Origin of the sequence: Cupriavidus nantongensis, from assembly GCF_001598055.1 — a bacterium.
GTDB classification, from domain to species: Bacteria; Pseudomonadota; Gammaproteobacteria; order Burkholderiales; family Burkholderiaceae; genus Cupriavidus; species Cupriavidus nantongensis.
Window position 1 is genome coordinate 155,897 of record NZ_CP014844.1, and the last position, 17,343, is coordinate 173,239.

14 protein-coding genes are annotated in these 17,343 nt (G+C 68.3%); 2 read left to right on the forward strand and 12 right to left on the reverse strand.

Features of this window, described 5'->3' with window-relative positions:
- Positions 1 to 32: 32 nt before the first annotated feature.
- From A2G96_RS00710 to A2G96_RS00740, 7 genes are all read right to left on the reverse strand, one after another.
- Positions 33 to 1,088: a branched-chain amino acid ABC transporter permease gene (locus A2G96_RS00710; RefSeq protein WP_231909605.1), complete on the reverse strand. Its 1,056-nt coding sequence runs from the start codon at positions 1,086 to 1,088 to the stop codon at positions 33 to 35.
- Positions 1,088 to 1,972 (reverse strand): branched-chain amino acid ABC transporter permease, encoded by an 885-nt coding sequence (locus A2G96_RS00715; protein ID WP_062801987.1) that lies wholly within the window; start codon positions 1,970 to 1,972, stop codon positions 1,088 to 1,090. The genes A2G96_RS00710 and A2G96_RS00715 overlap by 1 nt, the downstream gene beginning before the upstream one ends.
- Positions 1,973 to 2,276: 304 nt before the next feature.
- Entirely contained in the window at positions 2,277 to 3,485 is a 1,209-nt protein-coding gene (locus tag A2G96_RS00720) for an ABC transporter substrate-binding protein (RefSeq protein WP_062795875.1), read from the reverse strand.
- Between the two features lie 79 nt (positions 3,486 to 3,564).
- Positions 3,565 to 4,284: an ABC transporter ATP-binding protein gene (locus A2G96_RS00725; RefSeq protein ID WP_062795876.1), complete on the reverse strand. Its 720-nt coding sequence runs from the start codon at positions 4,282 to 4,284 to the stop codon at positions 3,565 to 3,567.
- A 17-nt stretch (positions 4,285 to 4,301) separates the two neighbouring features.
- The gene (locus tag A2G96_RS00730; RefSeq protein ID WP_062795877.1) at positions 4,302 to 5,078 is read right to left on the reverse strand and encodes an ABC transporter ATP-binding protein; all 777 of its coding nucleotides are present in this window, start codon (positions 5,076 to 5,078) and stop codon (positions 4,302 to 4,304) included.
- A gap of 351 nt (positions 5,079 to 5,429) precedes the next feature.
- Positions 5,430 to 7,133 carry a GMC family oxidoreductase gene (locus A2G96_RS00735; RefSeq protein ID WP_062795878.1) on the reverse strand — a complete coding sequence of 568 codons (1,704 nt, stop codon included), beginning with the start codon at positions 7,131 to 7,133 and terminating at the stop codon, positions 5,430 to 5,432.
- A 27-nt stretch (positions 7,134 to 7,160) separates the two neighbouring features.
- Positions 7,161 to 8,657, reverse strand: coding sequence for a CoA-acylating methylmalonate-semialdehyde dehydrogenase (locus tag A2G96_RS00740; RefSeq protein ID WP_062801988.1), 1,497 nt, complete (start codon positions 8,655 to 8,657; stop codon positions 7,161 to 7,163).
- A gap of 303 nt (positions 8,658 to 8,960) precedes the next feature.
- Here A2G96_RS00740 and A2G96_RS00745 point away from each other — a divergent pair, with 303 nt between their 5' ends.
- Positions 8,961 to 9,848, forward strand: a complete 888-nt coding sequence (locus A2G96_RS00745) for a LysR family transcriptional regulator (RefSeq protein ID WP_062795880.1) — start codon at positions 8,961 to 8,963, stop codon at positions 9,846 to 9,848.
- Here the strand turns inward: A2G96_RS00745 and A2G96_RS00750 are convergent.
- From A2G96_RS00750 to A2G96_RS00760, 3 genes are all read right to left on the reverse strand, one after another.
- A complete protein-coding gene (locus A2G96_RS00750) occupies positions 9,845 to 10,783 on the reverse strand; it encodes an alpha/beta fold hydrolase (protein WP_062795882.1) in 939 nt (312 codons plus the stop codon). The genes A2G96_RS00745 and A2G96_RS00750 overlap by 4 nt on opposite strands.
- A gap of 123 nt (positions 10,784 to 10,906) precedes the next feature.
- On the reverse strand, positions 10,907 to 11,317 hold the full coding sequence (gene cueR, locus A2G96_RS00755; protein WP_062795884.1) for a Cu(I)-responsive transcriptional regulator: 411 nt from the start codon (positions 11,315 to 11,317) through the stop codon (positions 10,907 to 10,909).
- Complete coding sequence (locus tag A2G96_RS00760) at positions 11,317 to 13,845, reverse strand: heavy metal translocating P-type ATPase (protein ID WP_062795886.1); 2,529 nt, start codon at positions 13,843 to 13,845, stop codon at positions 11,317 to 11,319. The genes cueR and A2G96_RS00760 overlap by 1 nt, the downstream gene beginning before the upstream one ends.
- A gap of 196 nt (positions 13,846 to 14,041) precedes the next feature.
- Here A2G96_RS00760 and A2G96_RS00765 point away from each other — a divergent pair, with 196 nt between their 5' ends.
- Positions 14,042 to 14,242, forward strand: a complete 201-nt coding sequence (locus tag A2G96_RS00765; RefSeq protein WP_062795888.1) for a heavy-metal-associated domain-containing protein — start codon at positions 14,042 to 14,044, stop codon at positions 14,240 to 14,242.
- Positions 14,243 to 14,309: 67 nt separating this feature from the next.
- Here A2G96_RS00765 and A2G96_RS00770 read toward each other — a convergent pair whose 3' ends face one another.
- Positions 14,310 to 15,032 (reverse strand): OmpW/AlkL family protein, encoded by a 723-nt coding sequence (locus A2G96_RS00770; protein WP_062795890.1) that lies wholly within the window; start codon positions 15,030 to 15,032, stop codon positions 14,310 to 14,312.
- Between the two features lie 265 nt (positions 15,033 to 15,297).
- Complete coding sequence (locus tag A2G96_RS00775; RefSeq protein ID WP_062795892.1) at positions 15,298 to 17,295, reverse strand: alkyl/aryl-sulfatase; 1,998 nt, start codon at positions 17,293 to 17,295, stop codon at positions 15,298 to 15,300.
- Positions 17,296 to 17,343 lie beyond the last annotated feature (48 nt).

Sequence of the window (17,343 nt, forward strand, 5' to 3'; positions counted from 1 at the left end):
CTAGCCCCAGAATCGGGCATGTCGACCTGCGGTCACTCCTTGCGCCCGGCGTGTCCGCCGAAGCGCGCCAGCAATTCGCCCATGATGCCACGGCGGAAGGTCAGCACGCAGATCACGAAGATCACGCCGGTCACCATCGTCACCGACTCGCCCAGCGTGCCGAACCACGAGACGCCGGTCACCGACGCCAGGAAGTTGCCGATGTCGCCCAGCTTGTTCTCGAGCGCGACGATCACGAAGGCGCCGACGATCGGGCCCGACAACGTGCCCAGGCCGCCGACCAGCGTCATCAGGATCACCGAGCCCGACATCGACCAGTGCACGTCGGTCAGGGTCTCGAAGCCCAGCACCAGCGCCTTGATCGAGCCGGCCAGCCCCGACAGCGCTGCCGACAGCACGAACGCGGTCAGCTTGAAGCGGTCGACGTCATAGCCCAGCGACACCGCGCGCGGCTCGTTCTCCTTGATCGCCTTCAGGATCTGGCCGAACGGCGAATGCACCGTGCGCACGATCAGCGCGAACGCCGCGACGATGATCACCAGCGCCACGTAGTACAGCGTCAGGTCATCCGACAACGGCAGCACGCCGAACAGCTTGCCGCGCGGGATGCCCTGCAGCCCGTCCTCGCCGCCGGTGAACGGCGCCTGCAGGCAGATGAAGAAGAGCATCTGCGCCAGCGCCAGCGTGATCATCGAGAAATAGATGCCCTGGCGCCGGATCGCCAGCGAGCCCACCACGTAGCCGATCAGCGCGCCCGTGCCGGTGCCCAGGATCAGGCCGATCTCGGGCGTCACGCCCCACACCTTCATGGCGTGGCCGGCGGCGTAGCCGGCGCCGCCGAAGAACGCCGCATGGCCGAACGACAGCAGCCCGGTGTAGCCGATCAGCAGGTTGAAGGCGCACGCAAACAGCGCGAAGCACAGCACCTTGAGCACGAACACCGGATACGCCCCGGCCAGCGGCGCCGCCAGCAGTGCCAGCAGCAGCAATCCGTACAACAGTTTCTTCTGCACGCCTTGTCCCTTTCCTGCCTTGCCTGCATTGGCCGCCACGGTGGCTGGCGTCGATGATGTCGAGGGTGCGCTCATCACTTCTCCTTGCCGAACAGCCCGGCCGGGCGCAGCAGCAGCACGATCACCATGATGAAGAACACCACGGTCGCCGATGCTTCCGGATAGAACACTTTGGTCAGGCCTTCGATCACGCCGAGCCCGAGGCCGGTCAGGATCGAGCCCATGATCGAACCCATGCCGCCGATCACCACCACCGCGAACACGATGATGATCAGGTTCTGCCCCATCAGCGGCGAGATCTGGATCACCGGCGCGGCCAGCACGCCGGCAAACGCGGCCAGCGCCACGCCGAAGCCGTAAGTTAGCGTAACCATCAGCGGCACGTTGACGCCGAAGGCCTCGACCATCTTGGGGTTCTCGGTGCCGGCGCGCAGGTAGGCGCCCAGCTTGGTCTTCTCGATCACGTACCAGGTGGCGAAGCACACCACCAGCGACGCCACCACCACCCAGGCGCGGTAATTGGGCAGGATCATGAAGCCGAGGTCGGTCGCGCCCTGCAGCGCGTCCGGGGTCTGGTACGGCAGGCCCGAGACGCCGTAGACCGAGCGGAAGATGCCCTCGATCACCAGCGTGATGCCCAGCGTCAGCAGCAGGCCGTAGATATGGTCGAGCTTGTAGATCCAGCGCAGCATGGTCTTCTCGATCACCACGCCCAGCGCGGCGACGACCAGCGGCGACAGCAGCAGCATGATCCAGTAGTTCAGCCCGGCGTACTCCATGCCCATCCAGGCCAGCACCGCGCCCAGCATGAAGAGCGCGCCGTGCGCGAAGTTGATGACGTTGAGCAGGCCGAAGATCACCGCCAGGCCCAGGCTCAGCATCGCATAGAAGGCGCCGTTGACCAGGCCCAGCAAGAGCTGGGAAAGCATGGCCGGCAAGGGGATTCCGAAGATGTCCATGGGCATCGATTGCAGGTTGTTGGCAGCCACTAAGCGGAGCCAACGGTTTTGGGTGCGCCAAAGCCGCCCGGGCTAGCCTGAGCAAGGTGTTCTCCCTCTCCCTTCACGGGGAGAGGGTCGGGGTGAGGGGCGGTTTAGCGAGGAACCACATCAAGCGAAGCCCTCGGTGTGTTCCAGCATGGCGGCCTTGGCAGGGCCAGCGGTGTTAACCCACCAACCTCAGCCTTTGACGCTCAAGCCCTCACCCCCTGCCCCTCTCCCGCAAGCGGGAGAGGGGAGCAAACCGTCGCAGTGCCGACGGCTCTTACTTCTTCAACATGGCGCACTTCGACTCGGCCACCGTGGTGAAGGCCTGCTCGCCCGGGATGGTCGCGACCACCTTCAGGTAATCCCACGGCTTCTTCGATTCGGCCGCGGTCTTTACCTGCATCAGGTACATGTCGTGGATGCCACGGCCGTCCTGGCGGATATAGCCCTTGGTGTAGAAGTCGTTGATCTTCATCTTCTTCAGCTCGGCCATGACCTTGTCCGGATCGTCGGTCTTGGCGGCTTCGACGGCCTTCAGGTAGGTGCTGGCGGCCGAGTAGTCCGCGGCCTGCAAGCTGCTCGGCATCTTCTTCATCTTGCCGAAGAAGCGGTTGGCGAACTTGCGGGTGTCGTCGTTCATGTCCCAGTACCAGCTGTCGGTCATCAGCAGGCCTTCGGTGTTCTTCAGCCCGAGGCTGTGCACATCGTTGATGAACATCAGCAGGCCGGCGATCTTCATCGACTTGGTGATGCCGAATTCCTTGGCCGCCTTGATCGAATTGATGGTGTCGCCGCCGGCGTTGGCCAGGCCCAGGATCTGCGCCTTGGACGCCTGCGCCTGCAGCAGGAACGACGAGAAGTCCGACGCCGACAGCGGATGGCGCACCTGCCCCGCCACCGTGCCGCCGTTGGCCTTGACCACCGCGGCGGTGTCGCTCTCGAGCGAGTGGCCGAAGGCGTAGTCGGCGGTCAGGAAGAACCACGACTTGCCGCCCTGCTTGACCACCGCGCTGCCGGTGCCCTTGGCCAGCGCCACCGTGTCATAGGCGTAGTGCACCGTGTACGGGGAGCACTCTTCGTTGGTCAGGCGCGCGGTGCCGGCGCCGATGTTGATGTAGACGCGCTTCTTCTCGGAAGCGACCTTGTTCATCGCCAGCGCAGTGCCGGAGTTGGTGCCGCCCAGCAGCATGTCCAGGCCCTGCTGGTCCATCCATTCGCGCGCTTTCGAGGCAGCGATGTCGGCCTTGTTCTGGTGGTCGGCCGAGACGATCTCGATGGGCTTGCCCAGCACCTTGCCGCCGCGGTCCTCGATCGCCATCTTGATGGCTTCGAGGCCGCCGGGGCCGTCGATATCGGCATACAGGCCCGACATGTCGGTGATATAGCCGATCTTGACGGTGTCGCCCGATACCTGTGCGGCAGCGCCGAACGACACCGCACCCATGGCAATGGCCGCCATCGCGGCCGCGAGCCGAGTCTTTTTCATTTCCGTGTCTCCTGATTTGCGGCGGCGTGCGCGCCACCCGTTCCTGCCAACAAGCAACCATCGACCCGCGTTGCGCGGATCAGACCCCGAGCAATTCATGCAGCACCGGCATCTTGGCCTGCAGCTCGCTGGCCGCGAAGCGTTCGACGATGGTGCCGTGCTCCATCACGTAGAAGCGGTCCGCCAGCGGCGCAGCAAAGCGGAAGTTCTGCTCCACCATCACCACCGTGTACCCCTTCTGCTTGAGCATCCGGATCATGCGTGCGAGCGCCTGCACGATCACCGGTGCCAGCCCTTCCGAGATCTCGTCGAGCAGCAGCAGGTTGGCGCCGGTGCGCAAGATGCGCCCGACCGCCAGCATCTGCTGCTCGCCGCCCGACAGGCGCGTGCCCTGGCTCTGGCGGCGCTCCTTCAGGTTCGGGAACATCTCGTAGATGTCGGCCTCGCTCATGCCCGAATCCTTGCCTTTCAGCTGCGGCGGCAGCAGCAGGTTCTCTTCGCATGAGAGGCTGGAGAAGATGGCGCGCTCTTCCGGGCAATAGCCGATGCCGTAGTGCGCGATCTTGTGCGTGGGCAGGCCGATGGTCTCGTGGCCGTCCACCTTGATCGAGCCCTTGCGCGCGCCGGTCAAGCCCATGATGGCGCGCAGCGTGGTGGTGCGCCCGGCGCCGTTGCGGCCCAGCAGCGTGACCACCTCGCCGCGGTTCACGGTCAGGTCGACGCCGTGCAGGATGTGCGATTCGCCGTACCAGGCGTGCAGGCCCTTGATTTCCAGGGCGGGAGTATTGGCTGTGCTCATGTGTCGTCCCCCCGGCCTCAGTGCGCGCCCTGCAGTTCCGCGTCGGCGGTGCCCATGTAGGCTTCCATCACGCGCGGGTCCTTCGACACCTCCGCATACGGGCCTTCGGCCAGCACCGCGCCGCGCTGCAGCACCGTGATCTTGTCGGCGATCGACGAGACCACGCTCATGTTGTGCTCGACCATCAGGATGGTGCGGCCCGCCGAGACCTGCTTGATCAGCTGCGTGACTCGGTCGACGTCCTCGTGGCCCATGCCCTGCGTGGGTTCGTCGAGCAGCATCAGCTCGGGCTCCATCGCCAGCGTGGTGGCGATCTCCAGCGCGCGCTTGCGCCCGTACGGCAGGTTCACCGTGAGCGTATGCGCGAACTCGGTCAGGCCGACCTGCTCGAGCAGCTCCATGGCGCGGTCGTTGAGCACGTCGAGCGAGCGCTCGCTGCGCCAGAACTGGTACGCGGTGCCCAGTTGCCGCTGCAGCCCGATGCGCACGTTCTCCATCACCGTCAGGTGCGGGAACACCGCCGAGATCTGGAACGAGCGGATCACGCCGCGCCGCGCGATCTGCGCCGGCTTTTCCCGCGTGATGTCGATGCCGTTGAAAAGGATGGTGCCGGTGGTCGGCTCCAGGAACTTGGTGAGCAGGTTGAAGCAAGTGGTCTTGCCCGCGCCGTTGGGGCCGATCAACGCATGGATCGAGCCGCGGCGCACCCGCAGGTTAACGTCGCTCACCGCCGTGAACCCCTTGAACTCCTTGGTGAGGTTCCGCGTTTCCAGGATGGTTTCCTGCTGGTTCATGTCTCCTGCCCGCCCTCTTGCTGAACTGCCGGGGTGATGCCCGGCACTGACAATGGTCCGAACCGGCCTTGTAGGCCCTTACTGCCGCTTGTTCCGTCAGGCTTGCCGTGGTTGCCGGCCATGCCCGCGGTTTTTATCTGTGCGGGGCGGCTCCCGCGCGGGTTGCGGCGGCGGCATGGTATGTGCGGCCGAAGCACCCTGTGAGGCGTCTATTGTGTGCGCCTGTTGCATCGCAAAACATCGGGGTTTGCACTATGAAACATGAACCAAGTGTCAGTTTTTCCGCGGCCGCACAAGCGCCGCAAAGGCCACAGGATCACCGCCCCGCCGGTGGTCATGTGGCGTGGCGCATCAAGCGCTTGTGGCCGCTGTCACCGGCACTGGGCTGGCTTCGGCCGGCGCCTGCGCCGACCCCTCTTCGGAGCTGGCCACTTCGGCCGGCATGGCGCGCTGCCTGCGGTCTTCGCGGATCATGTCGCTGGCGCGCTCGGCAATCATGATGGTCGGCGAGTTGGTGTTGCCCGAGGTGATCAGCGGCATCACCGAGGCATCAACCACGCGCAGCCCCTGCACCCCCAGCACGCGCAGCCGATGGTCGACCACCGCCATGGGATCGTCGGCGCGGCCCATCTTGCAGGTGCCGACCGGATGGAAGATGGTGGTGCCGATATTGCCGGCGGCTTCGGCCAGTTCGTCGTCACTCTGGAACGCCAGCCCTGGCAGCCACTCCTCCGGCTGGTAAGGCGCCAGCGCAGGCGACGCGACGATGCGGCGCGTAAGCCGGATCGAGTCGGCGGCGACCTTGCGGTCCTCGTCGGTCGACAGGTAATTGGGCGCGATCACCGGCGCCTGGCGATAATCCGCGCTGCCGGCATGCACGCTGCCGCGCGAAGTCGGGCGCAGGTTGCAGGCGCTGGCGGTAAAGGCGTTGAAGGCGTGGAGCGGATCGCCGAACTTGTCGAGCGACAGCGGCTGCACGTGGTACTCGATATTCGGCCGCGCCTGCGACGGATCCGAGCGCGCGAACGCGCCCAGCTGCGATGGCGCCATGCTCATCGGCCCGCTCTGGTTGAAGGCGTACTGCACGCCGATGCAGAACTTGCCCCACAGGCTGGCCGCGCGCGTGTTCAGCGTGCGCACGCCGTTGACCTTGACCACGCTGCGCAGCTGCAGGTGGTCCTGCAGGTTCTCGCCCACGCCGGGCAGCGCATGGCGCACCGGAATGCCCAGCGCCTGCAGCCGTTCGGCCTGGCCGATGCCCGACAGCTCGAGCAACTGCGGCGTGTTGACCGCGCCGGCGGCGAGGATCACCTCGAGCGTGGCCGATGCCGCATGCGCGCGGCCGCCGCCCAGATAGTTGACGCCGGTGCAGCGGCGCCCGTCGAAGCTCAGCCCGCTCACCTGCGCACCGGTGACGATGGTCAGGTTGGGCCGCTCCGAGGCACGCCGCAGGAATGCCTTGGCGGTATTCCAGCGGATGCCGCGGCGCTGGTTCACTTCGAAATAACCGACGCCGAAATTGTCGCCGCGGTTGAAGTCGTCGGTGCGCGGAATGCCCGCCTGCTCGGCGGCATCGGCAAAGCGCTCGAGAATGTCCCAGCGCAGCCGCTGCCCTTCCACGCGCCATTCGCCGCCGGCGCCGTGGAATTCGCTCGGGCCGCGGTGATGGTCTTCGCTGCGCTTGAACAGCGGCAGCACATTGTCCCAGCGCCAGCCGTCATCGCCGGTCAGCCGCGCCCACTCGTCATAGTCCTCGCGCTGGCCGCGCATGTAGATCATGCCGTTGATCGACGAACAGCCGCCCAGCACGCGCCCGCGCGGATAGCCCAGCGAGCGCCCGTTCAGCCCCGCCTCGGCTTCGGTGCGATAGAGCCAGTCGGTGCGCGGGTTGCCGATGCAGTAGAGATAGCCCACCGGAATGTGGATCCAGTGGTAATCGTCCTTGCCGCCTGCTTCCAGCAGCAGCACGTTGATGTCCGGGTCCTGCGTCAGCCGGTTCGCCAGGACACAGCCGGCCGAACCGGCCCCCACGATGATGTAGTCGAATGTCTCCATGGCGCCCTGTTGTGGTGATGATCGGTTTTACTTCGCCACCGGCATGGTGAACTCCGCGCCCTTGGCGATCGAGTCCGGCCAGCGCTGCATCACGCTCTTGTAGCGCGTGTAGAAGCGCACGCCCTCTTCGCCATAGGCATGATGGTCGCCGAACAGCGAGCGCTTCCAGCCGCCGAACGAATGCCACGCCATCGGCACCGGGATCGGCACGTTGATGCCGACCATGCCGACCTGGATCTGCCGCGCAAACGCGCGCGCGATGCCGCCGTCGCTGGTGTAGCACGACACGCCGTTGCCGTACTCGTGCGCGTTGATCAGCGCCACCGCCTCGGCAAAGTCGTGCACGCGCACCACCGACAGCACCGGGCCGAAGATCTCTTCCTTGTAGATCGTCATCTCAGGCGTCACATGGTCGAACAGCGTGCCGCCGACGTAGAAGCCGTTCTCGTGGCCATCGACCGTGTGGCCGCGGCCGTCGGTCACCAGTGTCGCGCCCTCTTCCACGCCCTTCGCGATATAGCCTTCGACCTTGGCCTTGTGCGCGCCGGTCACCAGCGGGCCCATCTCGGCATCGGCCTCCATGCCGTTGCGGATCTTCAGCGTGCGCGCGCGTTCGGCCAGTCGCGGCACCAGCCGGTCGGCGACGTCGCCGACCGCGACCGCCACCGAGATCGCCATGCAGCGCTCGCCGGCCGAACCGTAGGCGGCGCCGATCAGCGCGTCGACGGCCTGGTCCAGGTCCGCATCGGGCATCACTACCAGGTGGTTCTTGGCGCCGCCCAGCGCCTGCACACGCTTGCCGTGCTTCGTCCCTTCGGTATAGATGTATTCGGCGATCGGGGTCGAGCCGACGAACGACAGCGCCTGCACGTCGGGGTGCGCCAGCAGCGCGTCGACCGCTTCCTTGTCGCCCTGCACCACGTTGAACACGCCGTCGGGCAAACCGGCCTGGCGCAGCAGGTCGGCGATCAGCAGGCTGGGGGACGGGTCGCGCTCGGACGGCTTGAGCACGAAGGTATTGCCGCACGCCAGCGCCACCGGGAACATCCACATCGGCACCATCACCGGGAAGTTGAACGGCGTGATGCCGGCCACCACGCCCAGCGGCTGGCGCAGGTTCCAGTTGTCGATGCCGCCGCCGATGTTGTCGGTGAAATCGGTCTTGAGCAGGTTGGGGATGCCGCAGGCGAACTCCACCACCTCGATGCCGCGCGTGACTTCGCCCTTGGCATCCGAGAACACCTTGCCGTGCTCGCGCGTGATCAGCGCGGCGAGGTCGTCGTGGTGCTGGTCGAGCAGTTCCTTGAACTTGAACAGGATGCGCGCGCGGCGCAGCGGCGGGGTGTCGGCCCAGGCCGGGAACGCGGCCTGGGCGGCGGCGACGGCATCGGCGACGTCCTGCGCGGTGCCCAGCGCGACGCGCGCGGCGACTTCGCCGGTTGCGGGGTTGAATACGTCGGCCAGGCGCTGCGAGGCGCCGCGTGTCTGCCGGCCCGCGATGCTATGGCCGATGATGGCCTGCACCGCGCTGGCCTCTGCAAGGATGTCTTCCACTTCCGCTCCTGGATGCTGGTTCCCCGGGGCGATTCCGCCGCCGGTCCGTCCCGTCGATCTTTGCGTCTGGTGAAGACGCTGCCACGCTGCGCCGCGCACCGGCCGCGGCGCGCTGCGGCACGTATGCCGTGCGGCACAAGACTTCGGGCCATGGTTGAGCGCAAGCTTGGTGCAGTTGCGCGGCCCCGTCCAATGATTTATCGTCAATCGCAATATAAGCCGCGCAAAATATTGCGACGCACCACCGCCACCCCTCTCTCTGCCCGCGCCCCCTTGGACCTCCACCACCTGCGCGCCTTTGTCGCCGTCGCGCGCGAAGGCAACCTGACCCGCGCCGCGCAGCGCCTGCACCTGACCCAGCCCGCGGTCAGCCTGCAGCTGAAGGCACTGCAGTCGGCCTGGCGCATCCGGCTGTTCGAGCGCACCGCGGCAGGCCTGACGCTGACCGCCGATGGCGCCGCGCTGCTGCCGCTGGCCGAACGCATCCTCGATGGCGTGGGCGACCTGCAGCACACCGTCAACGCCATGCATCACACCGTGCGCGGGCGGCTGGCGATCGGCACCATCCTCGACCCGGAATTCACGCGGCTGGGCCCGATGCTGCGCACGCTGGTCGAGCGCCATCCGCAGATCGGCACCGAGCTGCGCCACGGCATGTCGGGCTGGGTGCTGCAGCAGATACGCAGCGGCGCGCTCGATGTGGGCTTCTACCTGGGGCAGCCGACGGAAGCCGGCTTCCACGCACTGACGCTGACACCGTTCTCGTATTACGTGGTCGCGCCCAAGGGCTGGAAGGAGCGCACCGCGCTGCGCTCGTGGGCGCAGCTGGCGACGCTGCCTTGGATCTGGACCCCGCCCGAATCGGCGCACAACCGGCTGCTGTCGGCGCACTTCGCGCAGGCGGGCGTGGATCCGGCGACCGTGCCCAAGGTGGCGCACGTCGACCAGGAAGCGTCGATGCGCGACCTGGTGCGCTCGGGCGTGGGGCTGTCGCTGGTGCGCGATGCGATCGCGCTGCGCGAATCGCATGCGCACGGGCTGGTGATCGTCGAAGGGGTCTCGGTGCAGACCGAGCTGACGCTGGTCTGCCTGGCCGCGCGCCGCGACGACCCGGTGGTTGCCGCGGTGTTCGGCGTCGCCGAGTCGGTGTTCCGTACCTAGCGCTGCGGGATGCCCAGCCGGCGCTGCAGCCAGCCGCTCAGCGCCGCGAACACTTCGCCGCGCAGCGGCTGCGCTTCGTTGAAGATCTCGTGGTAGCCGTGGTCGAACCAGACCTGTTCGCGCAGGTCGGGTGGCGCGCTGTCGAAGAAGGTGCGGCTGCCGGCCGGGTCGACGATGCGGTCGGCGCCGCCGACCAGCATCAGCATGGGCGCTTCCAGCAGCGCCGCGTCGGCCTGCGCCTGCGCCATGCCGCGGATAAATCCTTCGAGCACGCAGGCGGTGATGGTGGTCTGCACCAGCGGATCGGCGCGGTAGGCGGCGACCACCGCCGGGTCATGCGACAGGTGCCGCGCGTCGATCGGATTGGGCACGCGCAGCCGCGGCGCCAGCGTCAGCAGCACACGGTGCAGCGTCAGCGCCGGCCGCGACAGCCGCAGCGCCAGCGCCGGCGACGACAGTACCAGCGCGCGCACCGGCCGCACCCGCGCGGTGGCAAAGCGCGCCGCGATCAGCCCGCCCATGCTGTGGCCCAGCAGGATCGGCAATTCATGCCAGCCCGGCACCGCGGCATCGTAGATCTCGGCGAGGTCGTTCAGGTACGCATCCGGGTGCTCCGCGACCATGCGCGCGCCGCCGCTGGCGCCGTGGCCGCGCAGGTCGAAGGCGCGCACGCGCAGCCCCAGTCCGCACAGCAGATCGGCGACATGCTGGTAGCGCCCGGCGTGTTCGGCAAGTCCGTGTACCAGCAGTACCGAGCCGAGCGGTTCGGCAAAGCGTGCCGGGTCGGGCTGCCAGGTGCGCAGCAACAGTTCGGTGCCGTCGCGCATGCGCTGGCGGCTCTGCACCGGCGCATGGGCATGGGTGTCCGCCGGGCTCGCGGCGGGGGTGCTGGCAACGCCGGCCAGGGCCGGGTCGTCCGTCATCGGCTGTTCCATTTGCAGGTCTCCTGCCGGCGCGCGCGGGCCAGGCGCGACGCCAGCTATCGTTGTTGTTATGGAGTCCGCTGTGCCGGCGTGTGCCGGCCCCTGCTGTGGCTACAACCGGGGCTTTAAGCGCGCTTAGCCATGGCAGGCCGGCGCCTCCGGCTGCGCCATGTCGGCCAGGATCGGGCAGTCCGGCCGGTCGTCGCCACTGCAGTGCTGCGCCAGTTCGCGCAGCGTGTCGCGCATCGCCGCCAGTTCGGCGATGCGCTGCTCCAGGTCGGCCACGTGCCGCAGCGTCAGCGCCTTGACGTCGGCGCTGGCGCGGTCGCGGTCGTGCCACAGCGACAGCAGGTTGCGGATCTCGTCGAGCGAAAATCCCAGATTACGAGCACGCCGCACGAAGCGCAAGGTATGCACCGCGCGTTCGTCATAGCGGCGGTAGCCGCCTTCGGTGCGCGGCGGCGTCGCCACCAGCCCGATCGATTCATAGTGGCGGATCATCTTGGCCGATACGCCCGAGGCCTGTGCCGCTTCGCCGATATTCATCATTCGCCTCCCTGCGCCGCGCTGGCAGCCGCCGGCGCGGTGCCGGCCCGGGCGCGCCAGCGGCGCAGCAGCAGCGCATTGCCGACCACGCTGACGCTGGAGAACGCCATCGCCGCGCCCGCCACCACCGGATTGAGCATGCCGGCCGCGGCCAGCGGAATCCCCACCACGTTATAGATAAAGGCCCAGAACAGGTTCTGGCGGATCTTGCGCACGGTGCGGTGCGAGACCGCCAGCGCATCGGCCACCAGCGCGGGGTCGCCGCGCATCAGCGTGATGCCGGCTGCGTGCATCGCGACGTCGGTGCCGGTCGACATGGCAATGCCCACGTCGGCCGCGGCCAGCGCCGGGGCATCGTTGATGCCGTCGCCCACCATCGCCACCACCGCGCCATCGCGGCCCAGCGCCTGCACGCGCGCGGCCTTGTCTTCGGGCAGCACTTCGGCCTGCACGTCATCCAGCCCCAGCACCTGCGCCACGCGCGCCGCGGCGCCGGCGTTGTCGCCGGTCAGCATCACGGTGCGCACGCCGGCGGCACGCAGCCTGGCGATCGCCGCCGGTGCGCCCGGCTTGATGGCGTCGCCGAACGCGACCAGCCCGGCCACGCGCGGCGGCGTGGTCTGCACCAGCCACGACACGGTGCGGCCTTCCGCTTGCAACTGCTGCGCCACCGCGGCCAGCGCGCCGGCCGGCGCGCCCAGCGACTCGCGCAGGCGCTCGCTGCCCAGCTGCAGCGCCTGGCCGTCGACCACGCCGGCAATGCCGCGGCCCGGCAGGGCCTGCACGCCGCTGGCCTGCGGCACGGCCAGGCCGCGCGCCTGCGCCGCGGCCAGCACGGCCCGCGCCAGCGGATGCTCGCTGCCGGCCTGCAGCGCGGCCAGCTGCGCCAGCAATGCGCTGCCGTCGGCGTCTGCAGGATCGGCCGCATGCAGCGCCACCACTTCGGGCTTGCCCACCGTCAGCGTGCCGGTCTTGTCGAACGCCACCACCCCGACCCGGTGCGCCACTTCCAGCGCCTCGGCGTCCTTGATCAGGATGCCGGCGCGCGCGCCGGCGCCGGTGCCGGCCATGATCGCCGTAGGCGTGGCCAGCCCCAGCGCGCACGGGCAGGCGATCACCAGCACCGCCACGGCATTGAGCAGCGCCGTCTCCCAGTCGCCGGCAAACAGGCCCCAGCCCAGCACGGTGACCAGCGCAATGACCAGCACCACCGGCACGAACACCGCGCTGACGCGGTCGACCAGGCGCTGGATCGGCGCCTTGGCCGCCTGCGCGTGCTCGACCATGCGGATAATGCGGGCGAGCACGGTCTCGGCGCCCACCGCCACGGTGCGCGCCACCAGCAGGCCTTCGAAATTGATGGCGCCGCCGGTGATGCGGTCGCCAGGCTGCTTGGGCACCGGCAGGCTTTCGCCGGTCAGCATCGATTCATCGGCATGGCTGGTGCCTTCGACCACCTCGGCGTCCACCGGGATGCGCTCGCCGGGGCGCACCACGATTTCATCGCCGACGGTCACGGCGGACAGCGGCACGCTCTGCTCGACGCCGCCGCGCCGCACCCGCGCGGTATCGGGGCGCAACGCCGCCAGCGCGCGGATGGCGTCGGCGGTCTGGCGCTTGGCGCGCGTCTCGAGCCACTTGCCCAGGCGCACCAGCGTGATCACCACCGCCGCGCTCTCGAAGTACAGGTGCGGCATGGCATCGGCCGGGGTGCGCCACATCAGCCACAGCGACAGCCCGTAGGCGGCGGTGGTGCCGAGCGCCACCAGCAGGTCCATATTGCCCGCGCCGGCGCGTACCGCCTTCCAGCCGGCCTTGTAGAAGCGCCATCCGAACACGAACTGCACCGGCGTGGCCAGCAGCCACTGCACCCACGCCGGCAGCATCCAGTGCACGCCGAACCATTCCAGCACCATCGGCGCCACCAGCGGCAGCGACAGCGCCGCCGAGATCGCCACCGGCCACGGGCCGTCCCAAAAGGCGGGACGCGTGGCCTGCCCCGGCTGGCCGGGCTGGGCCACGGCGCCCGCCGCGGCCGCGGCATCCGCCACCGGCGTCGCGCCATAGCCGGCGCGCACGACCGCGCCGGCCAGCGCCGCGGCATCGGTGGCGCCGCGCAGCAGCGTCACGCTGGCGCGCTCGGTGGCCAGGTTGACGGTGGCCTCGACCACGCCCGGCACGGCGCGCAGCGCCTTTTCGACCCGCGCCACGCAGGAGGCACAGGTCATGTCGGCGATATTCAGTTCGATGGTGTCGTGGGGCACGGTGTAGCCGGCGTCGGCCACGGCGCGCGCGGCGGCGGGCAGCACCGCGGCGGAGGCCGCGCGCAGCGTGGCGGCCTCGGTCGCCAGGTTGACGGCCACGTCGCGCACGCCGGGCACCTTGGCGAGAGCCTTTTCGACGCGCCCTACGCACGAAGCGCAGGTCATGCCTTCGACCGGCAGCCGCCACTCGGGCATGGCGTCGGCGGGCGGGTTGCGGTCCGCACGGACCGGTTGGGAAGCGAGCACAGCGCTGGAATCTGGCATGGTTCTGAGTCATCCACAGTGTCGATGTCAGCATCATGGACCTTACCATCATTGGAAGGTCAAGGGCCGCTGCAGATGACGCCAGCGCCACCTCCACATCAGAAATTTCCCCTTGCGCTTCCCATCATGGCAAGGTTCACACTATCTCTGTCGCGGCCCGATGCCGCGTTTCCATCCCGTTCAGGAGCGTTACAACATGATCCAGTTCCAGGTAGAAGGCATGACGTGCAACCACTGCGTCGGCGCCATCACCCGTGCCGTGCTTGCCGTCGACCCCGCCGCGCGCGTCAGCGCGGATGTGCCGGCCCAATCTGTTCGCGTCGACAGCGACGCCGACACGCAGGAGCTGCGCGAGGCCATCGAGGAAGCCGGCTATCCGGTCAGGTCGGTGGCCTGAGCCGTCGCCTCGCCAGCAAAAAGGGCGCCCCCGGGCGCCCTTCTGTTCAGCCTGCCGTGTGCGGCGCTCAGAAGCGGTAGCCCACGTTCAGGTACGTCACCACCGGATCGATCTTGATCTTGGTGTGCGACTGGATCGTCACCGGACCCGCCTGGGTGGTGAACGATGCCCGGGTCGAAATCGGCACATAGGACACCGACAGCCCGACGAACCAGTTGTCGTTGATGGCGTAGGTGGCGCCGATATTGAACACCGGGTTCCACGACGGCTTGGCGCTGGCGGTCATGCGTGCGCCCGGCGCGAACTCGCGGTTGACGAAGTTCTGGTTGGTGATGGTCTCGTCGGTGAACCAGGTGTAGTTCACGCCGAGGCCGACATAGGGACGGAATTTGGTCTTGGCGTCGAAGAAGTGGTACTTGACCACCAGCGCCGGACTCCACTGCTTGACCGAGCCGAGCTTGCCGTACTGGGCGTAGTTGCCCGTGCCCTTGACGTCATGCTTGGGCGGAATGCCCGCGACGATCTCGCCGGAGATGTTGTCGGTAAAGAAATGGGTGAAAGCCAGGCCGAGCGTGTCGGCGGACTCGATCTCCGCGCCGGTGTTGGGCCGGGTCATGCCGACCGGGCGGCCGCCGATGCTGTCGACGGTGAGCGGATCGGCGGAGCTGTTCGGCATCACGCGGAACCAGCCCATGCTGACGATATTGCTGCCCGCGGACTGCGCGTGTGCGGCTCCGGTCAGCGCCATCACGGCGCCCGCGGCCAGCATCTTCTTATAGGTCGATTTCATAATCCTCTTACTCCTCTTTCGGTAACTGCCGCGTGCATTATCCGGCCAGCCCGCGCGAGGTTGTTTCATCAATGACACGGATTCGTAGAGGCAGCCCCCTAAAGGGAGGGTTAACCATGAAAAAATGGCGCGGCAGCGGCTCCCCGGACCGCTGTCCGCAGCATCCACGCAACGGTTTATGCCGCGCGGCGGAAAAAACCCTCACGTAAAAGCGGTTTTGGTAGCCAGGCGCGCAACAGCGGCGGCGCGCCTGGCCTGCAGGCCGTCAGGGCGTAACGATGGCGAAGTTCGGCTCGGACTTGTCCATCAGCCCGGCCCACGCCGCCAGCGCCTGCGGGTCGCCCTCGACGCGCGCGCGGCCGGCCTGGGTCTCGGCCTGCAGCGTGGTCTGGCCGGCCAGCACGGCCATCAGCACGGCGCGCGGCATGGTCAGCGTGGCCTGCGGGGCGGCGTGCTGGGCGTCGGCCTTGTAGCGGAACACGCCGTTCTCCACGGTCAGCGCAAAGCGCTTGCCGGTGTCCGGCTGTACCCAGTTCAGCGCCAGCGTCTTGCCGGCGGCGCGGTCGCCGTTCAGGCTGATCGCCAGGTAGTCCAGGAACATGGTGTCGGTCATCGCGCGCAGCACGTCCGGGCTGCCGGTGCGGCGGCCGGTCTTGGGCGGGCCGCTGCGCAGTTCGGCCGCGCCGCTCAGGTAGGCGTTGCGCCAGGTCGACGATTCCGCCTGGTAGCCAAGCTGCTCCAGCGCATCGGCCTGCAGCTGGCGCGCCGCCTGGTTGGACGGGTCGGCAAAGACCACGTGCTTGACCACCTCCGCCACCCAGCGATACTCGCCGCGCGCATAGGCGGCGCGGGCCTGCTCCAGCACGCGCGCCGCGCCGCCCATGAATTCGACATAGCGCTTGCCCGCCTCTTCCGGCGGCAGCGGGTTCAGGTTGGCCGGGTTGGCGTCGTACCAGCCCAGGTAGCGCTGGTACACCGCCTTGGCGTTGTGGCTGACGGTGCCGTAGTAGTCGCGCAGGTGCCACTCGCTCGCCAGCGACGGCGGCAGCTTCACGCGCTCGGCGATCTCGGCCGGCACGTAGCCCTGGTTGGCCAGCCGCAGCGACTGGTCGTGGATGTACTTGTAGCCGTCGCGCTGCTTGCCCAGGTAAGTGACGATTTCCTGGCGGCCCCAGGTCGGCCAGTGGTGCTGGGCGAACAGCACGTCGGTGCGGGCGCCGTAGCGGTCGATGGTCTCGTCCAGCGCGCGCCACCACAGGTTGGCATCGCGCACCTGGGCGCCGCGGATGGTGTAGAGGTTGTGCAGGTTGTGGGTGGCGTCCTCGGCCGCGCACAAGGCTTTCCACTGCGGGAAGTACATCAGCATCTCGGCCGGCGCCTCTGTGCCCGGCGCCATCAGGAACTCGATCTGCACGCCGTCGATGGTGCGGGTCTCGCCGGTCTTGTGGATCAGGTCGGTCGGCGGGATCAGCGTCAGCGTGCCGTGCGCGACCGCCTTGCCCAGGCCCACGTCGACCTGGCCGGTGGCCGAGCGCGGCAGGTTGAAGCCATACATGTACTGCGCGCGGCGGCTCATGGCGTTGCCGGCGAAGACGTTCTCGCTGACGGCTTCCTCCGTGAAGCCTTCCGGCGCCAGCACCTTGACCCGGCCGGCCTTGACGTCTTCGTCGCTGATGACGCCCTTGACGCCGCCGAAGTGGTCGGCATGGCTGTGGGTGTAGATCACCGCCACCACCGGCTTCTTCGGCCGGTGCCGGTAGTAAAGCTCGAGGCCGGCGCGCGAGGTCTCGGTCGCGGTCAGCGGGTCGATCACGATCAGGCCGGACTCGCCCTCGATGATGGTCATGTTGGCGATATCGAAGCCGCGCACCTGGTAGATGCGGTCCGTCACCTGGAACAGGCCGTGGTGCAGGTTGAGCCGGGCCTGCCGCCACAGGCTGGGATTGACGGTGGGGGGCGCGGTATCCGCCTTGAGGAACGCGTACGGTTCGAGCGACCACACCACGTTGCCTTTGGCGTCGCGGATTTCGGTGCTGTCGAGCGTGCCGATAAAGCCGCGGCGCGCCGCGTCGAAGTCGCGCTGGTCCTGGAACGGCAGCTGTTGCAGCACCGCGGCGTTGGCACGGGCGGTGGCATCGGTGGCGGGCTTGCCGGCGCCGGGTGCGGCGGTGGCGGTGGCGGCAACGGCGGTCCCGGCAAGGCTGAAGGTGACGGCCAGCGCAGCGGCGGCGGCGGTGGCGGCAAAGCGGGTCGGATACGGCATGCTGATCTCCTGGATCCTGTGCCGGGCGCAGTGGCGCGGCCGGCAACA

What these genes read in the sequence shown, in the direction of transcription:
- A2G96_RS00710 (WP_231909605.1), bottom strand. Translation starts at nt 1,088, where the DNA reads ATGAGCGCACCCTCGACATCATCGACGCCAGCCACCGTGGCGGCCAAT.
- A2G96_RS00715 (WP_062801987.1), bottom strand. Translation starts at nt 1,972, where the DNA reads ATGGACATCTTCGGAATCCCCTTGCCGGCCATGCTTTCCCAGCTCTTG.
- A2G96_RS00720 (WP_062795875.1), bottom strand. Translation starts at nt 3,485, where the DNA reads ATGAAAAAGACTCGGCTCGCGGCCGCGATGGCGGCCATTGCCATGGGT.
- A2G96_RS00725 (WP_062795876.1), bottom strand. Translation starts at nt 4,284, where the DNA reads ATGAGCACAGCCAATACTCCCGCCCTGGAAATCAAGGGCCTGCACGCC.
- A2G96_RS00730 (WP_062795877.1), bottom strand. Translation starts at nt 5,078, where the DNA reads ATGAACCAGCAGGAAACCATCCTGGAAACGCGGAACCTCACCAAGGAG.
- A2G96_RS00735 (WP_062795878.1), bottom strand. Translation starts at nt 7,133, where the DNA reads ATGGAGACATTCGACTACATCATCGTGGGGGCCGGTTCGGCCGGCTGT.
- A2G96_RS00750 (WP_062795882.1), bottom strand. Translation starts at nt 10,783, where the DNA reads ATGGAACAGCCGATGACGGACGACCCGGCCCTGGCCGGCGTTGCCAGC.
- cueR (WP_062795884.1), bottom strand. Translation starts at nt 11,317, where the DNA reads ATGAATATCGGCGAAGCGGCACAGGCCTCGGGCGTATCGGCCAAGATG.
- A2G96_RS00760 (WP_062795886.1), bottom strand. Translation starts at nt 13,845, where the DNA reads ATGCCAGATTCCAGCGCTGTGCTCGCTTCCCAACCGGTCCGTGCGGAC.
- A2G96_RS00765 (WP_062795888.1), top strand. Translation starts at nt 14,042, where the DNA reads ATGATCCAGTTCCAGGTAGAAGGCATGACGTGCAACCACTGCGTCGGC.
- A2G96_RS00770 (WP_062795890.1), bottom strand. Translation starts at nt 15,032, where the DNA reads ATGAAATCGACCTATAAGAAGATGCTGGCCGCGGGCGCCGTGATGGCG.
- A2G96_RS00775 (WP_062795892.1), bottom strand. Translation starts at nt 17,295, where the DNA reads ATGCCGTATCCGACCCGCTTTGCCGCCACCGCCGCCGCCGCTGCGCTG.